This is a genomic window from Acidobacteriota bacterium, assembly GCA_004299485.1.
GTDB lineage: Bacteria > Acidobacteriota > Terriglobia > Terriglobales > SCQP01 > SCQP01.
In genome coordinates this window covers 91,167-113,818 of record SCQP01000012.1, presented here as the reverse complement: position 1 = coordinate 113,818, position 22,652 = coordinate 91,167, and the positions used below count along the sequence as shown (strand labels likewise).

The 22,652-nt window shown below is 66.6% G+C and carries 21 protein-coding genes; 9 read left to right on the top strand and 12 right to left on the bottom strand.

What is annotated here, in order from left to right; all coding sequences use genetic code 11:
* Genes EPN33_08635 through EPN33_08600 form a run of 8 tightly spaced genes read left to right on the top strand, consistent with a single transcriptional unit; the run spans nucleotide 1 to nucleotide 7,305 of the window.
* On the top strand, nucleotides 1-936 hold the full coding sequence (locus EPN33_08635) for a hypothetical protein (GenBank protein TAN22324.1): 936 nt from the start codon (nucleotides 1-3) through the stop codon (nucleotides 934-936).
* Nucleotides 933-1,454, top strand: a complete 522-nt coding sequence (locus EPN33_08630) for a hypothetical protein (GenBank protein ID TAN22323.1) — start codon at nucleotides 933-935, stop codon at nucleotides 1,452-1,454. Before EPN33_08635 ends, EPN33_08630 begins: the two co-directional genes overlap by 4 nt.
* Nucleotides 1,451-2,857 (top strand): serine/threonine protein kinase, encoded by a 1,407-nt coding sequence (locus EPN33_08625; GenBank protein ID TAN22322.1) that lies wholly within the window; start codon nucleotides 1,451-1,453, stop codon nucleotides 2,855-2,857. Before EPN33_08630 ends, EPN33_08625 begins: the two co-directional genes overlap by 4 nt.
* Nucleotides 2,748-3,914, top strand: a complete 1,167-nt coding sequence (gene tssG / locus EPN33_08620; GenBank protein TAN22321.1) for a type VI secretion system baseplate subunit TssG — start codon at nucleotides 2,748-2,750, stop codon at nucleotides 3,912-3,914. Before EPN33_08625 ends, tssG begins: the two co-directional genes overlap by 110 nt.
* Before the next feature lie 5 nt (nucleotides 3,915-3,919).
* Nucleotides 3,920-5,887 carry a type VI secretion system tip protein VgrG gene (tssI, locus tag EPN33_08615; GenBank protein TAN22320.1) on the top strand — a complete coding sequence of 656 codons (1,968 nt, stop codon included), beginning with the start codon at nucleotides 3,920-3,922 and terminating at the stop codon, nucleotides 5,885-5,887.
* Between the two features lie 2 nt (nucleotides 5,888-5,889).
* Complete coding sequence (locus EPN33_08610) at nucleotides 5,890-6,261, top strand: hypothetical protein (GenBank protein ID TAN22319.1); 372 nt, start codon at nucleotides 5,890-5,892, stop codon at nucleotides 6,259-6,261.
* 3 nt (nucleotides 6,262-6,264) lie between these two features.
* Entirely contained in the window at nucleotides 6,265-6,651 is a 387-nt protein-coding gene (locus tag EPN33_08605) for a DUF4280 domain-containing protein (GenBank protein ID TAN22318.1), read from the top strand.
* Between the two features lie 12 nt (nucleotides 6,652-6,663).
* The gene (locus tag EPN33_08600) at nucleotides 6,664-7,305 is read left to right on the top strand and encodes an SPOR domain-containing protein (GenBank protein ID TAN22317.1); all 642 of its coding nucleotides are present in this window, start codon (nucleotides 6,664-6,666) and stop codon (nucleotides 7,303-7,305) included.
* A gap of 4 nt (nucleotides 7,306-7,309) precedes the next feature.
* On the opposite strand, the gene EPN33_08595 is transcribed toward EPN33_08600, so the two are convergent.
* Genes EPN33_08595 through tssK form a run of 10 tightly spaced genes read right to left on the bottom strand, consistent with a single transcriptional unit; the run spans nucleotide 7,310 to nucleotide 20,774 of the window.
* Nucleotides 7,310-8,398 carry a hypothetical protein gene (locus EPN33_08595; GenBank protein ID TAN22316.1) on the bottom strand — a complete coding sequence of 363 codons (1,089 nt, stop codon included), beginning with the start codon at nucleotides 8,396-8,398 and terminating at the stop codon, nucleotides 7,310-7,312.
* Nucleotides 8,399-8,412: 14 nt separating this feature from the next.
* A complete protein-coding gene (tssF, locus tag EPN33_08590) occupies nucleotides 8,413-10,227 on the bottom strand; it encodes a type VI secretion system baseplate subunit TssF (protein TAN22315.1) in 1,815 nt (604 codons plus the stop codon).
* On the bottom strand, nucleotides 10,224-10,721 hold the full coding sequence (gene tssE / locus EPN33_08585; GenBank protein ID TAN22314.1) for a type VI secretion system baseplate subunit TssE: 498 nt from the start codon (nucleotides 10,719-10,721) through the stop codon (nucleotides 10,224-10,226). The genes tssF and tssE overlap by 4 nt, the downstream gene beginning before the upstream one ends.
* Before the next feature lie 4 nt (nucleotides 10,722-10,725).
* Nucleotides 10,726-11,214 (bottom strand): type VI secretion system tube protein Hcp, encoded by a 489-nt coding sequence (locus tag EPN33_08580; GenBank protein TAN22313.1) that lies wholly within the window; start codon nucleotides 11,212-11,214, stop codon nucleotides 10,726-10,728.
* 48 nt (nucleotides 11,215-11,262) lie between these two features.
* A complete protein-coding gene (tssC, locus tag EPN33_08575; GenBank protein TAN22312.1) occupies nucleotides 11,263-12,744 on the bottom strand; it encodes a type VI secretion system contractile sheath large subunit in 1,482 nt (493 codons plus the stop codon).
* Entirely contained in the window at nucleotides 12,737-13,255 is a 519-nt protein-coding gene (tssB, locus tag EPN33_08570) for a type VI secretion system contractile sheath small subunit (protein ID TAN22311.1), read from the bottom strand. Before tssB ends, tssC begins: the two co-directional genes overlap by 8 nt.
* Before the next feature lie 10 nt (nucleotides 13,256-13,265).
* Nucleotides 13,266-14,378 carry a type VI secretion system protein TssA gene (tssA, locus tag EPN33_08565; protein TAN22310.1) on the bottom strand — a complete coding sequence of 371 codons (1,113 nt, stop codon included), beginning with the start codon at nucleotides 14,376-14,378 and terminating at the stop codon, nucleotides 13,266-13,268.
* Nucleotides 14,356-18,465 (bottom strand): hypothetical protein, encoded by a 4,110-nt coding sequence (locus EPN33_08560; GenBank protein TAN22309.1) that lies wholly within the window; start codon nucleotides 18,463-18,465, stop codon nucleotides 14,356-14,358. The genes tssA and EPN33_08560 overlap by 23 nt, the downstream gene beginning before the upstream one ends.
* Entirely contained in the window at nucleotides 18,462-19,358 is an 897-nt protein-coding gene (locus EPN33_08555; GenBank protein ID TAN22308.1) for a hypothetical protein, read from the bottom strand. The genes EPN33_08560 and EPN33_08555 overlap by 4 nt, the downstream gene beginning before the upstream one ends.
* 9 nt (nucleotides 19,359-19,367) lie before the next feature.
* Nucleotides 19,368-20,774 (bottom strand): type VI secretion system baseplate subunit TssK, encoded by a 1,407-nt coding sequence (tssK, locus tag EPN33_08550; protein TAN22307.1) that lies wholly within the window; start codon nucleotides 20,772-20,774, stop codon nucleotides 19,368-19,370.
* A gap of 223 nt (nucleotides 20,775-20,997) precedes the next feature.
* Here tssK and higA point away from each other — a divergent pair, with 223 nt between their 5' ends.
* A complete protein-coding gene (higA, locus tag EPN33_08545; protein TAN22306.1) occupies nucleotides 20,998-21,294 on the top strand; it encodes an addiction module antidote protein, HigA family in 297 nt (98 codons plus the stop codon).
* 190 nt (nucleotides 21,295-21,484) lie between these two features.
* Here the strand turns inward: higA and EPN33_08540 are convergent, their stop codons facing one another.
* On the bottom strand, nucleotides 21,485-22,006 hold the full coding sequence (locus EPN33_08540; GenBank protein TAN22305.1) for an RES domain-containing protein: 522 nt from the start codon (nucleotides 22,004-22,006) through the stop codon (nucleotides 21,485-21,487).
* Nucleotides 22,007-22,627 (bottom strand): response regulator, encoded by a 621-nt coding sequence (locus EPN33_08535; GenBank protein ID TAN22304.1) that lies wholly within the window; start codon nucleotides 22,625-22,627, stop codon nucleotides 22,007-22,009.
* Nucleotides 22,628-22,652 lie beyond the last annotated feature (25 nt).

The window sequence follows — 22,652 nt, the reverse complement described above, 5'->3', positions numbered from 1 at the left end:
ATGGCCAGCCCTGCCCCACCCAGCCCTTCGCCCACGCTCAGCCCCGCCGAGCGGGCGCGCCATCATCTCGTTCATCTGACCGGCACCTATGGCTTCGAGATCTGTGCCGATCCCTGGCGCTGCGAGGCGCTGCTGCGCGACCTCTGCGGCGGCGGCGGCCGTGAAATCTTCTGGCTGATCTCGGCGCTGCGCCAAAACCTGGTGGCCGATATCCGCGCCGCCCTCGGCAACACCGCCGAGCCCATCCTGTTGGCGCGCCTGACGCAGAAGCTGGTAGAAGAGCTGGGCCTGGCCAGCGGCCCCGCGCAATGGACCGCCGAAGTCTGGATCGAAGCCGTGCGCCGCGCGCCAGTTTCCTCGACCACGGTGACGCCGCTGCCCGCACCGCCGCCGCTACCCTCCTGGCCCGCGCCCGGCGAAGCCCTCGCCGATGCCTGGGCGCCGCTGCCGCGCGGCCTCGACCGCCGCTGGCTGAGCCTGTGCCTGGCCAGCGTCGTCCTCAGCGGCGCCGCGCTGGCGCTGATCACCTGGATCGCCTTCGGCCCGGTGTCGCTCCAGCCGCGGGATTGGCTGCTCACCACTGCCGAGTTAACCATCGGCCTCGCGGTTTTTGGCCTCTGTGATTTCTTCCTCGCGCGGGCGGTCGAGCGCCAAGGCCCGCGCCGCCGTCCCGCGCCCGCCCAGGCGCCGTGGGCCTTGGCGCCCGAGCTGCTCTCGCTCATCGCGCAACCCGCCGTGCTCGTCGCTGGCGCCATCGTCTGGATCGCCGGCTGGATCGGCGCCGCTCATTACTTTGGCCCCACAACCGGCTTCACCTTCGAGCTCGGCCGTGCTCTGCAAACCGTCATCCTCCTGGCCTTCTTCTATAAATGGGCCGGTTGGATGACCCAACTCCAGGGCGCCATCGCCACCACATTGGTCCGGCTGCATTCATGAAGATCGTGGCCGCAGCCGCAGTCATCCTTGCCCTCGCCGGTGCACTTGGAGCACAAGAAGCCTCGCCGTGCCAGCAGCAAGCCTGGGCGCTCGCCGCGCAAGGTCACTTCCATACCGCCGTCAACGCCATGACGCTCTGCTCCCAGCCTCCGGAGGCGAGCGATTTCGATTTACTGCTCACGCTCGCGCAGACCGAGTATGCTCTCCAGCGCCACGACTGGCCCGCCGCCACGGCCGCCATGCAGCACCTGCCCGCCGCGGTGCCGGCAGCGCTCGACAACACCCTGGCGCCGGCCTTCGCCCGCTTCGGCGCTGGCGCGCCGTCGGATGCCGCCCTTCTCGCCCGCACCCCCGCGCGCCTGCATGCTGCCGCTGCGCTGCCCTTTCAGGCCTTCCTGCGCCACGAGTACACGGCTCATCTCTGGCGCCGTTTCGCCCTGCCTGGCGTCGCGCTGTTTCTCCTGACGCTCATCGCCAGCCTCGCCCTCGGCCTGCGGCAAGCGCTGGCACTCTCATGATTTTAGCGGCGGGCCAGAGCGTGCACGGCGAGGCCTCGCGGCTCGACTGCACGGTCAAGCAATTTCTCGGAGGCGGCGGCCAGGGCGAAGTCTACCGTGCCCTGATGGTCGACCGTCCGGTGGCGCTGAAGTGGTACTTGCCCCACGCCGCCACCGAACAGCAGCGCTTTCGTCTCGCCACCATCGTCAAAAAAGGTCCGCCTACGGCGCAATTCCTTTGGCCCGGCGAGCTGGCCAGCTCCTCCCGCGCCTCCGGCTTCGGCTACATCATGCCCCTGCGCGAGCCGCGCTTCCGCGGCATCGCCGAGCTGATGCGCCAAAAGCTCGACCCCAGCTTCCGCACCCTGGCCACCATGGCCTTCTCCCTCGCCCACAACTTCCTGCAGTTGCACTCCAAAGGCCTCTGCTACCGCGACATCTCCTTCGGCAACGTCTTCTTCGATCCCGCAAACGGCGAAATCCTGATCTGCGACAACGACAACGTGACCGTCGATGGCGATCCGGAAACCGGCATCCTGGGCACGCCCCGCTTCATGGCGCCCGAAATCGTCCTGCGCCGCGCCGTGCCCAGCATCCAGACCGATCTGTATTCGCTCGCGGTGCTGCTGTTCTACATCTTCTTCATGCACCATCCCCTCGAAGGCCGCCGCGAGGCGGAAATTCACAGCTTCGATCTGGCCGCCATGACGCGCCTGTTCGGCTCCGCGCCGCTGTTCATCTTTGATCCCGACGATGACGCCAACCGCCCTGTCCCCGGCCTTCACGACAACGCCCTCACCTTCTGGCCGCTCTACCCACGCTGGTTCCGCGACCTGTTCACGCAGGCGTTTACCCTGGGCCTTCGCGATCCCGCCCAGGGCCGCGTGCGCGAAACCCAGTGGCGCGCCGCCGCCATCGACCTGCGCGACGCCATCTACTACTGCCCCCACTGCGCCAGCGAAAGCTTTTACGATCCCGGCGCCGCCGCGTCCGCGCCCTGCTGGCAATGCGGCGCTCCCGCTCAGCTCCCCTACCGCCTGCACGCCGGCCGCCACATCGTCATGCTCAACCACGACACCAGGCTCTATCCCCACCACCTCGACCCCGCGCGCCCCTACGACTTCTCCGAGCCCCTCGCCGCCGTCGCCGCCCACCCCACCCAGCCCGGCCTCTGGGGCCTGAAAAACCTCTCCCCCGACCCCTGGACCTGGTGCTCGAGCGAGCAGCGCCCCGACCCTCGGCACGGAGGGGCAGCCGACCAACGGGAGGCGCGGGGCGCAGCCCCGGAAAAAAGCGGCGCGAGCCGCCGCCCCGTTGCCCCCGGCGCCACCTGCACCCTCGCCCCCGGCGCGCTTATCCAATTCCCCAAATCCGAAGCCGAAATCCGCCACGGCGCGGTTGCACACTCGGCCACGGCAGAGTAGGATTGGGCCACAAGGAGCGCAGCGAGTGGCGGAGCGAGGCTGGCGGTCGAACACGTCCGTGATCGAGTGGCTGCGGGCCGAGCCCTACCGCTTTGACTTTTTCCAGGCCCTGCTGCTGCTGGAGCGGGCGCGGCCCGAAGCAGCGCCGCTCGCCGCGGGCAGCGACCCCGAGCGCGAGGCGGTGCGCCTGGCGGCCAGCATCCGGCTGGATTTTCCGCCCAGCGACCTGGAGTCCCTCACCGCCGCCGATGACGAAGCCGCGCCCCCGCACCTGCTGGTGAATTTCTTCAGCTTGGCTGGAGCGGAGGGTCCGCTGCCGCCGCCGCTGGTCGAGATCATCCAGAACCGCATGCGCGAGCGCGACTACGCCGCCCGCGACTTCCTCAACCTGTTCCATCACCGCCTGCTCTCGCTCGTCTTCCGGGGCGCGCGCGCGCACCGCCCGGCGCTCGCCGCCGAACCGCCCGAAGACAGTCCCGCCGGCCGCTACCTGCGCGCCTTCGCCGGACTGGCGCTGCCCGGCCAGCGCGAGCGTCTGCCGGTGCCCGACCGGGCGCTCATCGCCTACGCCGGCCTGCTCTGGCAGCAGCCGCGCTCGGCGGTGGGCCTGGAGCGCATGCTCAGCGACTACTTCGGCGTGCGCTTTGCGCTGCGGCAAATGCAGGGCGCCTGGCGGCCGCTGCCGCCCGAAGCCTGGACGCGCCTGGGCGTCAAGGGCAGCAACCAGATTCTGGGCGATGGCGCCGTCGTCGGCCAGCGCGTCTGGCTGCAGGCCGCCGCCGCCGAGCTGGAAACCGCGCCCCTCGACCTGCCGCAGTTCCTCGAGCTCCTGCCCGGCGGCGCCGCGCTCACCGCCCTGCGCGCCCTCACCCGCCTCTACGCCGGAACCCTCTGCGCCATCACCGTCTGCCTCTGCCTGCGCGCCGAAGCCGTCGAGAGCGCGCGCCTGGGCGGCGCACGTCTCGGCTGGACGGCCTTCCTGCCGCAGCGCGGCGCCGCCGATGCAGCCGCAGCAACCGCCGGCGAGCCCCTGCGCGTGCGCTTCAACCTCGAGTAACCGCCATGGCTCTCGATCAATCCACCAGCCCGGTGCAGTTGACCACGCCGCTCGGCGCCAACCAGCTCCTGGTCGAGCGTTATTCCGGCGAAGAGCGCATCTCCGGCCTGTTTCACTACACCCTGGATCTGGTCAGCGAAGACGCCAATCTCGATTTCTCCAGCATCGTCGGCCAGAACATCACCCTGCAGATCGAACTGCCCAGCGGCGACCAGCAGTACATCAACGGCGTGGTCGGCCGCTTCGCCGTCACCGCGCAATCGCCGCGCCTGACCTCCTACACCGCCGAAATCCATCCCTGGCTGTGGCTGCTGGGCTTCTCCTCCGGCTGCCAGATTTTTCAGAACCTCTCCGCGCCCGACATCGTCAAAAAAGTTTTCAGCAATCTCGGCTTCACCGCCTTCAAAGACGCGCTCACCGGCACCTACACCGCGCGTGACTACTGCGTGCAGTACAACGAGACGGCGCTGGCCTTCGTCTCGCGGTTGCTGGAGGAAGAGGGCATCTTCTACTTCTTCGAGCACACCAGCTCCGCCCACACTCTCGTCCTCGCCGACGACCCCAGCACCTACGAGGCCTGCACCGGCCTCACCACCGCCACCTTCCGCGCCGAAAGCGCCGCCCAGCAAACTGCCGACGCTGTGCTCGCCTGCCGTATCGAGCAGCAGGTGGTCACCGCCAAAACCCAGCTCGACGACTACAACTTCACCATCCCCGCAACCGACCTGCTGGCCACCGCCGGCAGCGGCGCCGACGCCGTCACCTGGTACAACTATCCCGGCCGCTACGCCGCCAAAGCCGATGGCGAAACCCGCGCCGGCCTGCGTCTCGGCATTCATGAAGCTGCCGCCCAGCGCATCTCGGGCACCAGCCTCTGCCGCGCCTTTCACGCCGGCTGCACCTTCACCCTGGCCGGTCATTTCCGCTCCTCCGCCAACACCAGTTACGTGCTCACGTCGCTGAAGGTCGATGGCACGCAATTGGAATATCAAAACGACTTCGAAGCCATCCTCGCCACCCAGGTCTTCCGTCCGCCGCTCACCACCCCGCGGCCGGCCGTCGCCGGCTGCCAGACCGCGGTGGTGGTGGGCAAATCAGGCGATGAGATTTTCAGCGATCAATATGGCCGCGTGAAGGTGAAATTCCCCTGGGATCAGTCGAGTGCGAGCGACGAAAACAGCTCCTGCTGGATCCGCGTGGCGCAAACCTGGGCGGGCAAGTCCTGGGGCGCGAGCTTCATTCCCCGCATCGGCCAGGAGGTCGTCGTCAGCTTTGAAGAGGGCGACCCCGACCGCCCGCTCATCACCGGCACCGTCTACAACGCCACCCAGGTCACCCCCTACGCCCTGCCCGACAATCAGACCCGCAGCACCATCAAGACGCACTCCAGCCCCAACCAGGACGGCAACAACGAAATCCGCTTCGAGGACAAGGCCGGCTCGGAAGAGCTATTCATGCAGGCGCAGAAAGACATGAACGTCAGCGTGCTCAACGATCAGGCGATCACGATTGCTCAAAATCGCACCGTCACGGTGCAGCAGAAAAACGAATCGCTCGTCGTCGACAAGGGCGACCGTTCCATCGCCGTCAATACCGGCAAGGAAACCCACAGCGTCAAAGGCACGCGCGAGCTGACCATCACCGGCAACGAAACCCACACCAACTCCGCCGACTTCAAGCAAACGGTCAGCGGCAACTACACCTTGAGCGTCAGCGGCAATCTCAGCATCGAGGTCAGCGGCTCGGTCTCGATCAAGGCCGGCTCGTCGTTCACCAACAAGGCGGGCACGTCGCTCGAAAACGACGCCGGCACCTCGCTCACCAACAAATCCGGTACGTCGCTCGAAAATAACGCCGGCACCAGCCTGACCAACCAGGCCGGCACCACCATGGACCACAAAGCCAACGCCCAGCAAACCGTCGAAAGCAGCGGCATCACCCAGATTAAAGGCTCGCTGGTACAAATCAACTGACTATGCCGGACCCTCTTCACGGAGAAATTCTTCGCCACGCGCCCGATGGCACCATCCTCGAACGCGCGCACTTCGTGCAAGGCCAATTGGAGGGTGAAGTGACTCGCTACGGCCCCGGCGGCGAAATTGTGCACACCGCCCAGTTCAAGGGCGGCAAGCTTGACGGCCCGCTCAAGGCGTACCAATCGGGCAAGCTCCTCCTGCTCGCTCACTTTCATGAAGGCAACCAGCACGGCGAAGTCACGGTATTTGACCCGGATGGCAAACCCGTCTCAACGGAGTATTATGAGGAGGGCAAGCGGATCGAGCGCGGTGGCAACGCCCTGCGTAGCGCGCAGCGCGAAGCAGGGCCTCCGAAGAAGAGGAGTTACTAACCTGTGGCAATGCAAGTATGCATGGGAGCGATGATGCAATGCAGCTTCGGCGTTGCGCCCTCAACTTTGGTGGTCCTCCCCGCCAACAAAGTCCTGACCCAGACTCCCGCTGCCAACATCATGGACAACAAGCCGATGGTCAACATCCCGCCCTTCGGCATGTGCAACTCCCCCTCCAACCCCACCGTCGCTGCCGCCACCGCGGCCGCGCTGGGCGTGCTCACGCCCATGCCCTGTGTGCCCGCCACGACCGCGCCCTGGGCGCCGGGCGCGCCCACGGTCATGATCGCCAACATGCCCGCCCTCGATAGCAACTCCAAGCTGATGTGCATGTGGGGTGGCGTCATTCAGATCGTCTCGCCCGGACAGACCAAAACCATGGTGCCTTAATCGAGGAAAACGATGCCGGAAAAGCCGCCCAAAAAGAAGATCCATTTCGCCCTCGACCATAAAGGCATCGCGCTTTTCGTCCTCGGCGCCTGTCTGGTGGTCGCGCTGGTATTCGCCGATGGCTTGCTGGTGGGCATGGGCCTGTACCGCCAAAGCGTCTGGCCCATCCTCGTCGCCGGCCGCCAGGCCCAAGCTTCCCAGCATGCGCAGGAATTAGCCGCTGATTCTGCCGCTGCTGCGCAGCGGCAGAATCACCCTGCGAAGCGCGAAGCGCGAAGCAGGGTCCCTGCAGTCCCAACCGCTCCTCCACCCCAGCCTGCGCCCACGCCCACAGCGATCGCTACTGCCGCTGCCGCCGCGCCCGCCAACGCCTGCGGCCTCGCCCTCACCGCCAGCGCCCAAACCGGTCAGCCGGAATACGACCTCCAGCTCGGCTCCTTCCAGGATGCCGCCAACGCCGCCAGCCTCGTCGCTAGCCTCAAAACCCACGGCTGCACCGCTCAGGTCATGCAATTGACCGACGCGCAACACCGCGTCTGGAATGTGGTCCGCATCGGCCCCTTCGCCACCCTCGAACAAGCCGCCGCCGCCGCCGCCCAGCTCCGCCGCTCCGACGGCCTCCTCGCCCTCGTCCGCCCCGTCGCAGCGATTTAGTGGGCTAGAACTGCCGCACCGGCAGCCCCGGCCGCACCGGCGAAAGGTTGCGCGATCGGTAGTACATGTCGTTAAAGCCCGCGTAAACTCCCTGTGCCGCCGCGTTGGCGATGCACGCGCCCAGCAGTGTCGCCGGGTCCTGAATCGATCCCGTCATGTCGCTGTGCGGCGCGCTCGGCGGAAAATCCATCACCCCGATGCGGTTGACGCCGCCGGCTCTGTTGGCCGCCGTGGTGAGCGCCTTCACGCCGGCGCCCCGTCCCTCCATAAACGCCTTCTGCAGCGTCTCCTGCACGCCCGTGCGCAACGTGCTCGCGAGCTGGCCACGGTACTGCTGCACCACTTTCTGCACCTCGGTCAAGTGCGAGCGCATGCACGCCAGATACGATTCCACCGCCACCAGTTGCACGTTGAGCTGCGAGGCCAGCTTGCGCGCCTCGAACGCCCGCTCGGGAAAGGTCACCGCCTCGGCCCAGCTCTGAATCGGCTTGGCGCCGCCCAGCGTCGCCAGCAGACCGCCCAGACTCACGTAAGTGTCGAACGCTCCGCCCGCCGCCTCCTTGGCTTCGTTCGGCGCGACAAAGCTCTTGTTGATCGCGGCCGTATCGCGCGGATCACTCGCCTGCCCCAGGCTGGCGCGCATGTCGTTCAGCTTGTCGCGCTGGATTTCGGCGAACTTGTCCTCGAAGGCTTTCTGCCCCACGAAGCTGGCGATCGTCTTGCCTCCCGGCACTTTCACCAGCGCAGCTCCCAGGCCCGCCTCCAGCGCCGTCTGCGCCAGCGTTGTGCCCAGATAGGTGACGAAATAGCCGCGGTTGGCGTAGAGCTGATTGAGCTTCATCTGCACCGCCGCCTTGCTCGCGTCAAAAAAATGGTTGGCCGCGGCATTGAGGCGCGGCGCGCTCACGAAGGAGCTGAAACGGTCTTTCAGCGACGTGAACGTGCCCATGCCCGAGCGCGCAAACGCGTCAAACTTTTCGCGCACGGCGGCGTCGGCGGAGTTGTCGTAATACTTCGCCAGGCCGCTGGTGATCCGCTCCACCCAGGCATCGGGCGGCGGCAGGTATTGGGTTTGCTCAGCTCCAAAAGGCATGGGGGGATCTCCGGTTACAGCAGCGCCTGCGCGCCCGCTCGCGGCGCGTAACGCAGTTCGGGGGAATGGGGATCGGCCGTGCGCAGCACCAGCTCGGTGAAGCTGTTAAGCGCCGCGTACAGGCCGAAGAAATGCTGCAGCACTGCGCCGAACAGATAGGCGCCGTGGGCGCGGTAGCTTCGGTCCTGTAACGTCAGCGTGATTGCATAGCCGGGACAGAAGCCGCGCCACGCCTCCGCCCCCAGCCGCCGCACCACCGCCCGGCATTGCAGCTCGCGCAGATCCTCGATCTGCTGCCGCCCGCTGGGACTGTCGCCGCCGCCATAGAGCCGCAACATGGTTTGCAGCGCCGCAAGGCCCTCCGGTCCGGTGAGCGACAGATGGTTCAGCGACTGGCTGCCGATCAGGCTCCACAGCGCCGCACCGCCCAGGCGCGGATAGGCCGTCGCCGTGGGCTTGGCCAGGCACTGGATGCGCTGCAGCGGCGCCTTTTCTTCCGTCTGCAGCCGCGCCCCCGGCGGAATCTGCTCCGCCAGATCGCGGTTGCTGCAAAGCAGATGCGCGTAGGCCATCTGCCGTGGCGGCGCGGCGGGATTCAGGTCGAGATCCACAAACGAAACCCGCATGTCGCTGCCCGGCATGTCCGGCAGCTCCGCCGGCACGCGCCGCGCCTGCCAGTAGCAGCGTGCCTTGTTGCGTGCTGCCGCATGCCGCAGCGAAAACAGCGGTTCCAGCTCGAGCTGCTCTTCCGCCGGATTCGACGAGCTCGATACCGCCAGCACGGAATGAATTTCCGTGGTGCGCTCGCGCCGCATGTCCGCCTGCAGCCGGTACTCGGTCGCGCGCTGATCCACGCGGATGGGCTCGCTCGTGCGCGGGAACAAATTGATGATGGGAGTGCAGCCAAGCTGAAAATCGCTCGCCCGCGCTTCCAGTTTTTCCGGCGGCAGGCGCGACAGCAGCAGCAGAATCTCGAGCGATTGCGCGCAGCCCTTCGTCGAAAGTTGGTCCACGTCGAAGAACAGGAACTTCTGCGGAAAATGAAAATATTCCTGCAGCAGCCGCGTCGCCGGCTGCGCCCGCAAAGGGTAGGGAATCAGCTCTTCCTCTTCGGCAAACCCCACCGCCTCCAGCGCCGAGGCGGGCAGCATCTGCGGCCAGCGCGGCTCGCTCTCTTCGCCCGGCCGCAGCGCCACGCCCGCAATCGAGGCGAACAGCAGCCCGTAGAGCGCCTCCATCCGCGGCCCATCGCCGTGCAGATGGAACCGCAGCCGCCGCAGGCTCAGTTCGTGCAGCGGTCCGCCGCGCGCGCACAGCCGCAACCGCAGCACGCTCGCCACCTGTGGTCGGTAGCGCAAAAAGGCGAAGTGACTCGCCGGCTCCAGCCGCGCCTCGCTTACTTCCACCGGCCACAGCATCACCGGGTAGCAGGTGCGGAAGCGGCAGGTGAGGCCGTCCTCGGTTTGCGCAAACAGCTTCGTCTGGCGCGGAATGAGGTAGCCGTTTTCCAGTTTCCCCTGCTTCGGGTCCGGCTCGAACTGCGCCATCGCCATCGGCGGAATGGGATTCACCAGGTGGGGCGCAAGCTGCGCCAGCAGGGCGGTAGTGATTTCCGGAAACTGACTGTCCAGCCGGTGCTGAATGCGGCCGGTGAGAAACGCAAAACTCTCCAGCAGCCGCTCCACGTGCGGATCGGGCGATTCCTCGCCCGAGAGCTCCAGCCGTGCCGCCGCATTGGGATAGTCGGCGGCAAACGCCCGCGCCGCATGCCGCAGATAGTCCAGCTCGGCGCGGTAATACGGGTAAAGTTCGTCGAGGTTGGCGCTCATGCCGTCACCTCGCCGGCGTTGTCCTCGCCAAACTGCAACGCGCCGCTGGCGGCGTGCAGCAGCAAAGGGAAAACTACCGGCTCGCGGATGCTGCCCAGCAGCAGATCGCCGCTCAGCCGTCCCCTCAGCCGCTGCGGATCCCCGGCGACCGGCTCCAGGCTGATGCGAGCGTCGAGCAGGCGCGGCTCGTAGGCCGCGATCGCGGCCGTGAGCGCGCTGGCGTAGTGTTCCCGGTCAGGCGCGCTGGCGGCGCTCAGCCCGCCAAAATCCGGTACCCCATAATCCAGCACCCAGCCTTCCGGCACTCCCCCCGGCCGCCGCGTGTTCAACAACTGCGCGAGGCCCTCGAGTATCGAGGTCCGCAGCCCCGCGCGATCAAGCACCCGCGGCGGCGCCGGCCCACTCGCCGCCGTGCCCTCCACTTCCGCCAGGCGCTCGAACAGCGGTGCCCGCGCGCCCGCCATCGGCCTGGGTTCCGGCCGAAGCTCACGCATGGGATTACTCAGCCTTGTTGGTCAGCAAGCTCCACTTCGCCGCGGCATTGCCGGCATCGGAAACATCGGACTTCTGCTGCTTGTAGTCCCACTGAATCTTGCTGTAATTGAACGTCACCGTCTCGGTCGGCTTGCCACCGCCGCCCCCACCCACCGATATCGACGACACCAGCGCGTTCGTCATGGTGTACACGATGATCGGCGTCACCTTGTCCGCTTCCGTCTGCCCCACCGTGAGCTTCACCGACGGAATCACGGTCGCCGAATTGCAGTTCTCAATCAGCTTGCAGCTCGCCAGATCGAGGTATTTGGTGACCGTGAAGTCCTGATGGTTCGGCTTGCCCGAAGTCCGCTTGGTGTTGCTCGGATCGCCGGTAATCTGCTGCGCTACGCCGTGGCTGTAGGACAGCAGTTCAATCTTGTTGTCGAAGCCGTTGACCGTGCATTCACCCTTGATGTCATCCCCACAATCGAGAATCAATACATCCGCCATTCAATCCCTCCTTGTCCCTTTTCCCTCTTCCCTTTTCCCTCTTCCCCTCTACTTCGCCGCCGGCGGCGGCAGCTCCGCCACCAGGCGCACCGACGCGGTCAGCTCATCCAGTTGGAAGTGCGGCCGCAGAAACACCACGGCCTTGTAGCAGCCGGGCTTGCCGGGAATATCCAGCACATCCACCCGCGCCTCGCGCAGCGGGTAGTTGGCCTTCACCGTTTGCGGCGCCGTATCGTCCAGCAGCACGTAATCGGCGATCCACGTATTCAGATACTTTGACACGTTGTCCTTGGTCATGAAGCTGCCGATCTTGTCGCGCATGATGACCTTGAGGTAATGCGCGAACCGCGCCGAGGCCAGCATGTAGGGCAGCATCGCCGAAATGCGGGCGTTGGCGTTGGCTTGCGGCGTGTTGTACTTGATCGGTTTGTTGGTCGTCTGGCCGCCGAAAAACGCCGCCTGATCCGTGCCCTTGCGATGGCACAGCGCGATAAAGCCCAGATCGCTCAGCTCCTTTTCACGCCGGTCGGTGATGGAGATCTCCGTCGGGCACTTCAGCGCCGCATCCCCCTCGGCGGTGTGGAACACATGCGCCGGCAGGCCTTCCACCAGCCCGCCGCCTTCCGCCCCGCGGATGGCCGCGCACCACTGATAGTGCGAGAAGGCATTGCAGATGCGCTCCCCCAGCGCGTAGGCGGCATTGCCCCACAGGTACTTGCTGGCGTCGGTGCCGTCCACATCCTCGACGTAGTTGAACCCGTCCACCGGCACCGTGTCCGGGCCGTAGGGCAGCCGCAGCAAAAAGTGCGGCAGCACCAGCGTCACATAGCGCGAGTCCTCGCTCGCCCGGAAGCTGCGCCACTTCACCAGTTCCGCCGTCTCGAACCCCTTGGCCAGATCGCGCGGCACGTTCATTTCCGCGTAGCTCGCCCAGTCGAACATCTTCGCGCTCGCCATCGACAGGAACGGCGCGTGCGCCGCCGCCGCCACGTTCGACAGCTTCTCCAGCGTGGCCACATCCTGCGGATGCCGCCCAAACTCGAAGTCGCCGATCAGCAGGCTGAACGGATTGCCGCCGAAGGTGCCGTACTCGTCTTCGTAGATCTTCTTGAACAGCCCGCTCTGATCGAACTCCACCGCTTTCTCCAGATCGCTGGTGATCTCCTTCATGGTGGTGTTCAGCAGCCGCAGCTTCATCATCTCGCCCGTCTCGGCGCGCGAGACCAGATAGTGCAGTCCGCGCCAGGCGCCTTCCAGCGCCTGAAACGCCGGATCGTGCAGGATGGCGTTGAGCTGCGCGCTCATCGCCTCGTCGATCTGCGCGATGCGGTCCTTGATGCCGGCGACTACCGTGTAGGCGCCTGGCGCCAGCGCGTGGTCCGACACCTGCAGCGCGTACTCGCTCACCATCTCCTGCGCATAGGCAAGCTGCGAGTCATCCTTGACCATCCGGCCCCCGTTGATGATGCGTTCCATCACCGGATTGGCCGGCCGTTCGGCCGTCTTGGGAGCATTGGGTTCTTCAGCCATTGGCCTTGTCTCCATTCCCGGCGGGGATATTCGCCGGCTTCAACTGCTTGATCTCATCCGGGTTTTTGGATACGCTCACCAGCAGCGTGTCCAGCGCGTCGTTGCCGTCCAGCTTGGCCAGCAGATCGCTCAGCTTCTGCCGCGCGTCCAGCAGTTGGCGCAGCACCTCGACCTGCCTCACCACCGCCAGCGGCTCGAAATCATCGAGGCTTTTGAAATGGAGCTCGACGTTGGTCTTGCCTTCGCCGGCGACCTTGTTGTCCACCGCCAGCGCCAGGCGCGGCCCGATCGAGGCCATCACCTGGTTGAAGTTGTCGCGGTCGATGTCGACGAACTTGCAATCCTTCAGCCGCGGCGCGGGCGTTTCCTGTTGACCGGCGAGGTCGGCAAGAACGCCCACCACCAGCGGCAGCTCCTTTTTCTGAATAGCGCCGCCGGTCTCCACGTCGTAGGTGATTTGCACCCGCGGCGGGCGAATGCGGTCCAGTTTGTGCTGTGTGCTTTCGGGCATAGCCTTCCTTTCAAGTTTCCAGATTCAATAACTTTTGCAGATCATCGAGCGCGCCCTGGTTGCGGATCATCTCCGGCAGCAGCTCATGCAGCGGCATGTTCCCCCAGCGGATGGCGCGCAGCACCAGATACGGCGCCGGACTGTGCGGCTCCGTCTTCATCAGATACGCGGCCGCCTCCCCCAGCAGCCGATACGCCTCCTCGCGGTTGCGGATTCCCCCACCCGGCACGACCGCTGGCGCCCCAAGCGCCCCGCTCTCATCCCCTCCGGTGCCCATCGCCGCAATTCCCTCTTCCCTTATCCCTTTTCCCTCCGTCGCCGTCGCCACCACCGTAATCCCCGCCGCGGTGTCTTCTAACCATTGCCCAATCTCGCTCAGGCACGTCCGCAACTGCCGCAGGCTGGGATGCGCCGCCGCCAAGTGGCCGTCCAGAAAGCTCTCCAAATTCAGCGCCGTGGCCGCCGCCTGGGCCACGCCCGCACGCGTGGCCGCAATTCGCTCCGGCGCGGTGCGCCGCAGCGCCTGCTCGATCGCGCCGGGTGCGGGCTCGGGCGCTGGAACTTCCTTATGCTGCTGGTGTTCCTGCTCGGCGCGCTTGGCTCCGGTCCAGTCCAGCCAGGTGTAGCCCGCGGTCTGCGACTCCGCCGGCTGCGTCAGCGGAATGAATTGGATGCTCACCGAGAGCTTTTCATTGAGCCAGTGAAAGGGCGCGATGCGATACTCCGGGTCTTCCAGCGGCGGATACAGATCAGGCCAGTATTCGTTGCACAATCCCGCCACCAGACTCAGCCCTGCGCTCACCCCGCCAAAGCCATGCAGCCGTCCCCAGGCCTCCGCCAGCCAGGCGGCAATCTGCAAGTCCTTGCTCTGGTACTCGAGCGCTTCCCCGCATAACTGCGCCACCGCCGTCCAGTCGGCACGCTTGAGGTCTTTCTGCCAAACCCCCTGCGCCAGCCGGTCATCGTCCTCGCGCCGCGCTTCCCCGATGCGGTCGTAGACGTCGCTGTAGCGCAGCGGCTCGCCCGTGCGCTGCGCTCCCGCGAGCGGCGCCAGCAGCGCCGTACCCCCCTCCGCGGAGAGACAGAGGGCCGCGTAGTCTTTATTGTGAGTCGCTGCCTGCATTAGCTACTGCCTCTGTGGGTGCTCGCGCGGGAAATTGGGGAATGCGAAGGGATTCTACCGTGCCCGGTGACTTGATTGCAAGGCGTATAAACACTAAGGTCGCCGGACCCGACGGGGTGAGTGGGTCGTCCGCCGGTGCGGTCGGGATGCGGAACGCCAAAGTGGTGGGCGTAGTGTCTTGCAGCGTCACAAGATCGGCGGCGGGCGCGTGCTGCTGTGTCACCAGCGCCAGCAGTGACCACGGGTCATGGTAAGTGTAAATGACCGTCCGGCCATGAACCTGCGGTTCGGCGCCGGGCGAAAGCGCCGAGGGTACGGGCACACGGGGTGAATCCGCAGCCCAGGTGAGCGTTAGCGTCACGGGATCGCCCAGTACCCAGCGCGCGGCCGCGGGCGCAGGCCCCGGGCTATAGGTCCGGCCGCCCATTTGCAGACTCCAGCCGATGATCTGGTTACCCCCCTGCTCCCGGCTGCGGTTCACGCGGAAGGTGGGCGTCACCTGCAACACAGGAACGGGCGCAGTGTGCGCCACGAGCGGCTGCCACAGCGGTTCCAGCGCCTCCATGGTCCGCACGAAACCGGCAGCGTTACGATCGAGCTGTATCCCAAAGCTCGGCTTCAGCTTTGCCAGCTCCACATAAAAGGCCGCAATCGCCGCCGGCTCGGCTTCGACGGTGCCTGCATCCGCCGGCGCGGCAAAGGGAAACTTGCCCGCCAGCGTGCGGTTGAACAACGCCGCCAGGCTCGCATAGTTCCGGTGGGCCATGCCGCGGTCGAGCACGCGGCATCGTGCGTAAACGTCTCTCCACAGCCGCGCCCGCGTACGCTCGAGAAAGCCCCTTCCTGCCGCTGCGGCTGCGGTCGGCGCCGGCTGGCAGTGCGACGCCGGGGTGATCTTGTTGACATCGGTGCGAAGAAAATCCTGCAAGCGTACCAGCGCGTTGCCGGGCTGCTTGGTCTCGTAGGCCTGAATCGTTTTACCCAGCTCTTCCCATCCCGCCAGCAGCGCGGTTTCCGTCGCGCTGCGCCCCTGTGCCGGAACCTCGCGCAGGACGGCAACCAGCGGCGCGGCTTCCTGTGCATACCCCACCAGCCGCTGCTGCGTGTAATTGAGAAAATTGGTCAGATCATCCGGCCCGTGCAGATCGAACGCTGCCTCGAGCGGCGGCTCATTGCCATCCCAGGCGGCGAGGCCGGCGTGGATGTTGAAGCTGACATTGGTCTGCAGTTGGCTTTCAATACCGCGCAACAGCCCAAACGCCTGTTGGTTGAGCAGCGTCAGCAGCCGCGCATGCTCCCCGGTCGCGCCCTGGCGCTGCAAATCCTGCAAAAGCTGTTGCAGTTGCGGCGCCGCCGCCTGAAAGCTCTGAATGACGGCCTGTTGATCGGCCGCCGCACCCGTCTGCGGCGCCCACATCTGTGCCGCCGCGATCTGGTCGTCGATATTGACCAGCAGGTGCGCCTGCGCGATCTGGCGGAAACTGGAGCGCACCGCCAGCGGGGTATTGTTCAACCCCTCATCCACGTAGCGCTGGTAGTCCGCCACCATGGTGACGGCATTGCCCAGCGGCCCCGTGTTCCAGCTCAACGTGCTGCCCACCGGAATGGTCGCGCGGAAGCTGGCGCCATTGCCCGGCGCCATGAATGACAACCCCAGCAGATTGACCAACGGCAGCCGCAGCGCCTCCACCCCCGGTGAGAGCTGCACCGAGTGCATGCCAAACGTCAGCAGTGGCCCGGTCAGGCTGGTCGACAGGTTCGCCAGCGCCTGATGCAAATCCTGCCACCCCGCCGCCGCCCCCGTCTGGGTGTAGGTTTCCAGTTCCTGCGCCGGCCCGAACAGCCCCCAGGATTTGCCTGCCGATCGTTCGACCGGCTTGAGCGTGACTTGCCCCATCGGTCCGGAAAACAGCGTTGCCGGATCGCTCAGCCACACCGCCTGCGGGCTGTTGACCAGCCCCTCCGCCTGCTGCAGCGCCGTCTGCAACGACTGCATGGCGGCGTAGCTCAGCCGCCGGCCCTGCTGCAGCGACGCAATCTGATCGGCCAGATCCTGCAATTGCGCCACCCCCGGGTTGTTCTCGAACCAGGCCGAATAGAGCGTGTCGATGCGCGCCGTCATGCCCGCATGCACCCGCGCCCGCGCCGCCGCCATCGCCGCCGGATCGATGGGCTGGCCGGTGGCGGCCGAAAGCGCCCGCGCGTAAAAGCTCTCATCCCCGCTGGCGATGTCGGTGTTCTGGTTCGGGTGCAGGTAGTTGAGCAGGGCGTTGAGGTCCTCCACCGGCTGCGTGGAGTTGGCCTGGGTGAGATGGTTATAGCGCGCCAGCGCGTCTTCCAGCGCCGCTACCCGCTGCGTGAATTGTTGCAACTCCACAAACTGCGGCAGATCCGCCAGGTTCGCCGACGTCACCTCGGCACTCGCCGGCGCCTCCGCCCCCAGAGCGCTGGCTGATGGCTGATGGCTGATGGCTGACGGCTGCATCGGCGGCGCAATCGCCATCAGCCGCGCCGTCAGCTCCGTGCGTTCCTCATCAAAGACTTTCTTCTTGAACGCCAGCTCCACTGCGTTCTGCACCTGATCGTCCAACTGGTGCGACCACGACGCCGGATAGGCGAGCGAGACGAAGCGCTCGTCGCCGAGCGCCGCGATGCTGCGCACCAGCCCCACATGCGCGGCCTCGGCTTCGGTGCTGCTGGGCTCGGTGTTGATCGACGCCAGCAGCGGCAGCGCCTGATTCCGCAACCGGCTCAGCCGGACGTAGCCCACACTCAGGCCGATCACCCCCAGGATGGCCACGGCAATCGCCGCCGAGCGCCAGGTCAGCAGCTCGCTGCGCCGGAACCAAAGCGCCCGCTCCTCCGGGTACGCCAGCCCCCACTCCGGAAAAATCTTCTTCTCAAACAGCTCATCCAGAAACACCGGCCGCGCCTGCCCTGCCGCCGCTGTCTCCCCGCCGAGCTCCAGCACCCCCGCGGGCGGCGTCCACTGACCCCTGGCCCCTGACCCCTGACCCCTGAGCTCGACCGCCTCCGGCCCATCGCCAGTCAGATAAAGTCCACGGCAATAATAAGCGTCGCGATACGACGTTGTGCGAAAGACTTGATGCAAAAACGACCGCAGCCGCTCGCGCGCATCCAGCAGCGCGTGCGGAAAGAAGAACAAGCCGTTGGCTTCGCTGCTGTCCAGCCGCTCCGCGAACAGCTCGCTCTGCACCCGCGCCAGCGCCCGCCCGATCTCCTCGAAGGCTTCGTCCACCCAATGCGGCTCGAAGCTGGAATCGGCGCGGTACGGACTCGACCAGCCGAACATCTCCTTCAGCCGCACCGGCGGTAGCGCCGCGGCAAAGCTCGCGAACCCAGGCACGCGGTCGCATTGCGACAGCAGCACGTAAACCGGAAAACACACGCCCGCTTCGCGCTGCAGTTGGCCCAGCTTGTCGGCGAGCTTGCGCGCCTTGTCCGCCAGCTCGGCGCCGCCCAGCTCGGAAGACGACAGAAAATCCTCCACCGGCAGCACCAGCACCACGCCATCCATCGGCCGCCGCGGCCGTGCCCGGTTCAGCAACCGCAGCAGCGAGCGCCAGTTGCGCTCCTGCGAGTCGAGCGTGAACGGATCGAGCACGTACTCGCCCGGCACATCCAGCACCACCCCGTGATCAAAGAAACTCCAGCCCAGGTGATGGTGCAATCCCGATCCTTCGCTGTCCCCACCTGCCGTCGAGGTCCGGCCCAGCGATTGCACTATGCAGGTCTTGCCCGATCCCACTTGCCCCAGCAGCAGGTACCAGGGCACCCGGTACAACCGCCGCCGTCCCGTCGCCTGCGCCCGCAGATACTTGATCGCTCGCAGGAACGACAGGGCGAGATCCGCCCCCCGCAGCGTCGCAGCCCCCGCCCCGGCTTCGCCGGGGCGCCCTGCGTAGCCCTCCGGGCGAAGCAGGGCCTCTGCCGATGCTTCCTTCTCCTCGTTTTCCCGGTGTCGTCTGACCCACACCACCAGCAACACGATCACGACGACCGTGACGATCACCAGCCCCAGGATCCACAACCCCAGATGCGCCGCCAGCGAATCCATCCAGCTCATGGCGCCATCCTGGCGGGAGCATCACAGCCCGCACCGTGCGGATTGATCTGGCACACCGCCGTCTGAATCGGCGCGGTGATGTGATCCCACCCCAATTGCGCCACTCCCCACCAGACCACCAGCAGCAGCACCAGCACGCCAATCCAGACGCGCGGATTGGGCAGCCGCCGTCCCGAGCCTTCTTCGAGATTGTGCAGATACGCCTGTGGAAACAGCGCCCGCTCAGGATCGAACAGCCGCGGCCGGTCACGGTAGAGCAGGTGAAACAGCTTTTGCCGATACCGCTGCAGCTCGCTCTGGTCGCTCGCTCCCCGGTACTTGCCCTCAAACCCCAGCGCCAGCGCCCAGAAATAAATGGCGGCGAGGTCGGCGTAGGCGTGATCGGCGCGCGCCAACAGGGCATCGATGCGCTCGAACAGCGTCTCGCCCGCCGACTGGGTATGAAATAAGGTCGTCTCCAGCAGCGGCCAGCGCGCCCCCGCGTCGCCCTGCAGAAACATTTCGTCCGCCAGCGCGGCCTCAATGTACTGCATTTCCCGGTACACTCGCGCCCCCAGCACGCCCCCGCGTTGCGCCGCCTCATCCGCCTGCGCCTGCAACCACCCCAGCAGCCCATGAAACGCGGATTGCACCGGATCCGCCGCCGCCGCGGCTTCGCCGCGGCGCCCTGCGTAGCGCTCCGCGCGAAGCAGGGCCCCATCCGTCCTTGTGTCGCCCCCCTCGTCGCCAGTCCCGGTGGTGGCCCCGGCCCCTGTCCCCTGGCCCCCGATCCCTGCCCCCGCCGCGGCCGCGGCCGGTACAGCCCCCGCCACCCCCGCGCGCCGCCGCGCCGCTTCGGCATAGAATTGCCGGAACTGGCGGAGCAGCAGCGAATCCATCGGGGCAGCGTTCATGGTGACTCGCTAGACTTGCGGTTGTTTCACGTACAGCAGCACCTCGGCGGGCGCGCGCCCCGCCGCCGCGCCGGGATTTTCGACTACCAGCCGCCGGCCCGGCGGCAGCAGCGCCAGGTCGCGCGTCAGCTCCATCAGCACCACCCCCGCCGGCGTCACCAGCTCGTCGCCCGGCCCCAGCAGCCGCCGCCGCAGTCCCAGAATGCGCTTGGCACGCAGCTCCGGCACCGCGTCCTCGGAGGCGATCACGCATTGCTCGCCCCAGGCGGTCATGTCGGCTTCGCTCGCCCCCGCTGGCCGCCGGATGCCCAGCACCAGCCGCCGCTCCGCCCAGCTCGCGTCCAGCAGCGTATGGAACACCCCGTTGGCCGCACGCTCCAGCGAAATCGTCAGGTAGGCGTCGGCCACGCCTTCGCGCACCGCCCGCAGCACAAACTCGCGTACCTCGGCAAACGTCGCCGCCAGCTCTTCATGCCGGTAAGGATCGAGCAGCGGCGGCTGCAGCGTCGTGGCCAGTCCCGTGACCGCGCCCGCCAAATGGCAAAACCCCAGATACAGCGCAAACGGATGCGCTTTGCCCGTGCCCAGCAGCGCCTCAAACGCCGGCAGCGCGCTCACCAGACATTGAATCTGCCGCTTGCACTCCCATGCCACTGCCGACTGCGCGGCAATCGTGGGCGAGCGCACCTGTTCGGCCAGATGCAGCGCTTTGGCGCGCAGCACCTCGGCCACGTCCGCGCACGCGGCATATAAAGGACTGTCGAACTCCACCCGCAGCCGCGGCGGCACGTAGTCACTCAGTACAAAGGCGTCTTCGCGCTGCTCCACCCGCGCCAGCGGCATCCAGACGAAACGTGCCGCCGGCGGCTCACCCGCGAACAGGCTCAGCCGCACCCGCAGCCGTGCCAGCGGCATCCCCCCTTCGCCGGTGTTCTCATCCACCACCGGTCCGCCCGCCACCGACCGGAAGCGCGCCATCTCCCCGTGCGCGGCTTCGGCGGTCCGCAGCGGAGCAGCTATATAGATGGTTAGCTGCGGCGCCGGATGCGCCTTTGCCGCCGCCGCCAGATCGATCTCCAGCGCCGCCGTCTCCGCCTCTTCGCTGGCATCGAAGCTGACCGCCGCCCCATCCGGCAGTACCGCCTCCAAAACCCTCACCCGGAACCGCCCCACCGGCAGCACTGCAGTGTCGAGCTGCAGCCGCCGCACCCCCCAGGCAAACGGATTCAGGTCCAGTGCCGTCTGTTGCAGCAGCGCATCCCAACGCGCCGTCTGCTGCTGGAAGTGCTGCGGCGACAGCAACATGCCCTCATGCCACTGAATCGCCTCGGGCACGCTCCCGCGCTCGCCCGCGCGGGCCGCTGCCGTCGCCTGGATCTCGCCCTCCGCCTTCGCGGCGGCCGCCTCATTCGCCACACTTCACCCCGGAGCTTACGCTACTATGCCCACTCTCACAGAGTCAATGAGGCATCTCGCGGTCACTCGTGGCTCGCCACTTTTTGCCCGGGTCGCTTCCGTTGGTCGCTTGGAGTGCGGGCTTCGATTCCCGGCAGGGTCCGCCCGCTAGCGCTCAGGGCTCCTCCAAGCTGCCGCCAGCCGCCCGCGGCCCGATCTATGCTTGAACTGGCGGACACCTGCGATGGCAACCAAAACAAACCCCGTCCACCCCGGCGAAATCCTGCGTGAGGAATTCATGGCGCCTATCGGATTGAGCCAGAACCGGCTGGCCGCACAGTTGCACGTGCCGGTCACCAGGATCGGTGAAATCGTAAACGGCCGCCGGGCCATCACCCCGGCTACGGCGCTCCGGCTGGCGCGCCTGCTGCGCACCACGCCCGAGTTCTGGATAAACCTCCAGACCCATTACGATCTCGATACCGAACGCGACCGCGCCGCCGCTGCCGTGCAGCGCGAAGTCCAGCCGTTGCCCGCCTAGCGGCCTGGAGCAACGATGCGCCGCTGCTGCTGCTTTTCAACAACTTCCCCGAATTCCTGCTTCCGTTTGCGATCGCCTTTCCCCACCGCTTCACTCCCGCACTCGCTCGCGCCGCGGAATTCGCCGTGAGCCGGGCGGCCAAAGGCTAGCGCAAACCGGGCAGCCCGCAACCTGGCGGTGACCCTTGAGCTCACGCTGGCTCTGTCACGAGGCGCACGGGGTCGGCGCCGAGGACGGTTGGGAGCTGCGCCAGCCCATCCGCTAAAATCACCAGGTTCCGGCCGCCCGGCGCAGCAGCGGAGGGAACCAGCAGGGCTTCGAAGCCAGCTCTGCGCGCTTCGCCAGCGATCTGACGCGTCCTCTCCAAATCGCTGCCGGTCAAAGTGTCTGCGGAGAGGCCAACCTCCCGTAATATGGCCGAATCTGTTAAGTCCAGCACCGCCCTCAGTCGCACCTCCAACTCATAGCACCACCAGGCCGCGGGCGGAAACTGCTGCGGGTCGATGCCGCGCACCCGTAATCCTCGCGCTACCTCCTGGACTGCTGTTTGCGCCTCGAGCGAGGCGTAGATCGCGCCAAAGACGTGGGGCGGGTTAAAACGACCACCCGCCTGCAGGCTGCCGGACGTAGCGAGCGGGTCCACGCCCGCGCGAACAATGCGGAATACGGTTCTGGTCAGAGGCAAGCGCGGGAAATCACTGGCCAGTAGCAATCAGACGTAGACCCCCTCTTGCACCGCCTCGAGATCGGCCGCTACCCGATCCCCTTCCCCGTGCAGCAGCAAATCCATAGGCGTCTCTCCCTGAAGGGTTGCGCTCGCCTGATGTAGATAGCGCCGAATGGCATCCTGGTTAGGGAAAGTCTGCTCGAGTCGCCCTGCGAGCGCCAGCACCCGATCCAGTTCCTGCGTCCGGCGCGGGCGTATTCCTTTGAGCCATCGATGCACGGTGCGCCCGGAAACATGGAGCACCCGGCCGAGGGCTTCCTGCGAAACGCCCAACACACGAGCGGCCTGCGCCAAGTCCGGCGGCCGACCTTCGCGGGGCGGTCGCAGCGCGCCCAAGCTGCGCAGCCTTTGCAGCAGCGCTGCGGGTTGCAGATTGGCATCGACCAGAATCACCACTGGGGTCGGCCGCGTCCGGCGCAAGACATCAATCGGCTCCTGCCCCTCCAGGCGAGGCATGTGGATGTCCAGCAGTACTACGTCGGGCTGCTCCTGCTTCACCTCTTCCAGGTCCCGAAGCGAGCCAATCGGCCGCAGCTCGGCAAAGCGGGCCAGCACGCCCGCCGCGGGCGAATGCATCCCTTCCGGCTTTAAGGCGACCGCTCTCATCCTTCAACCCTAAACTCCCGCTGTG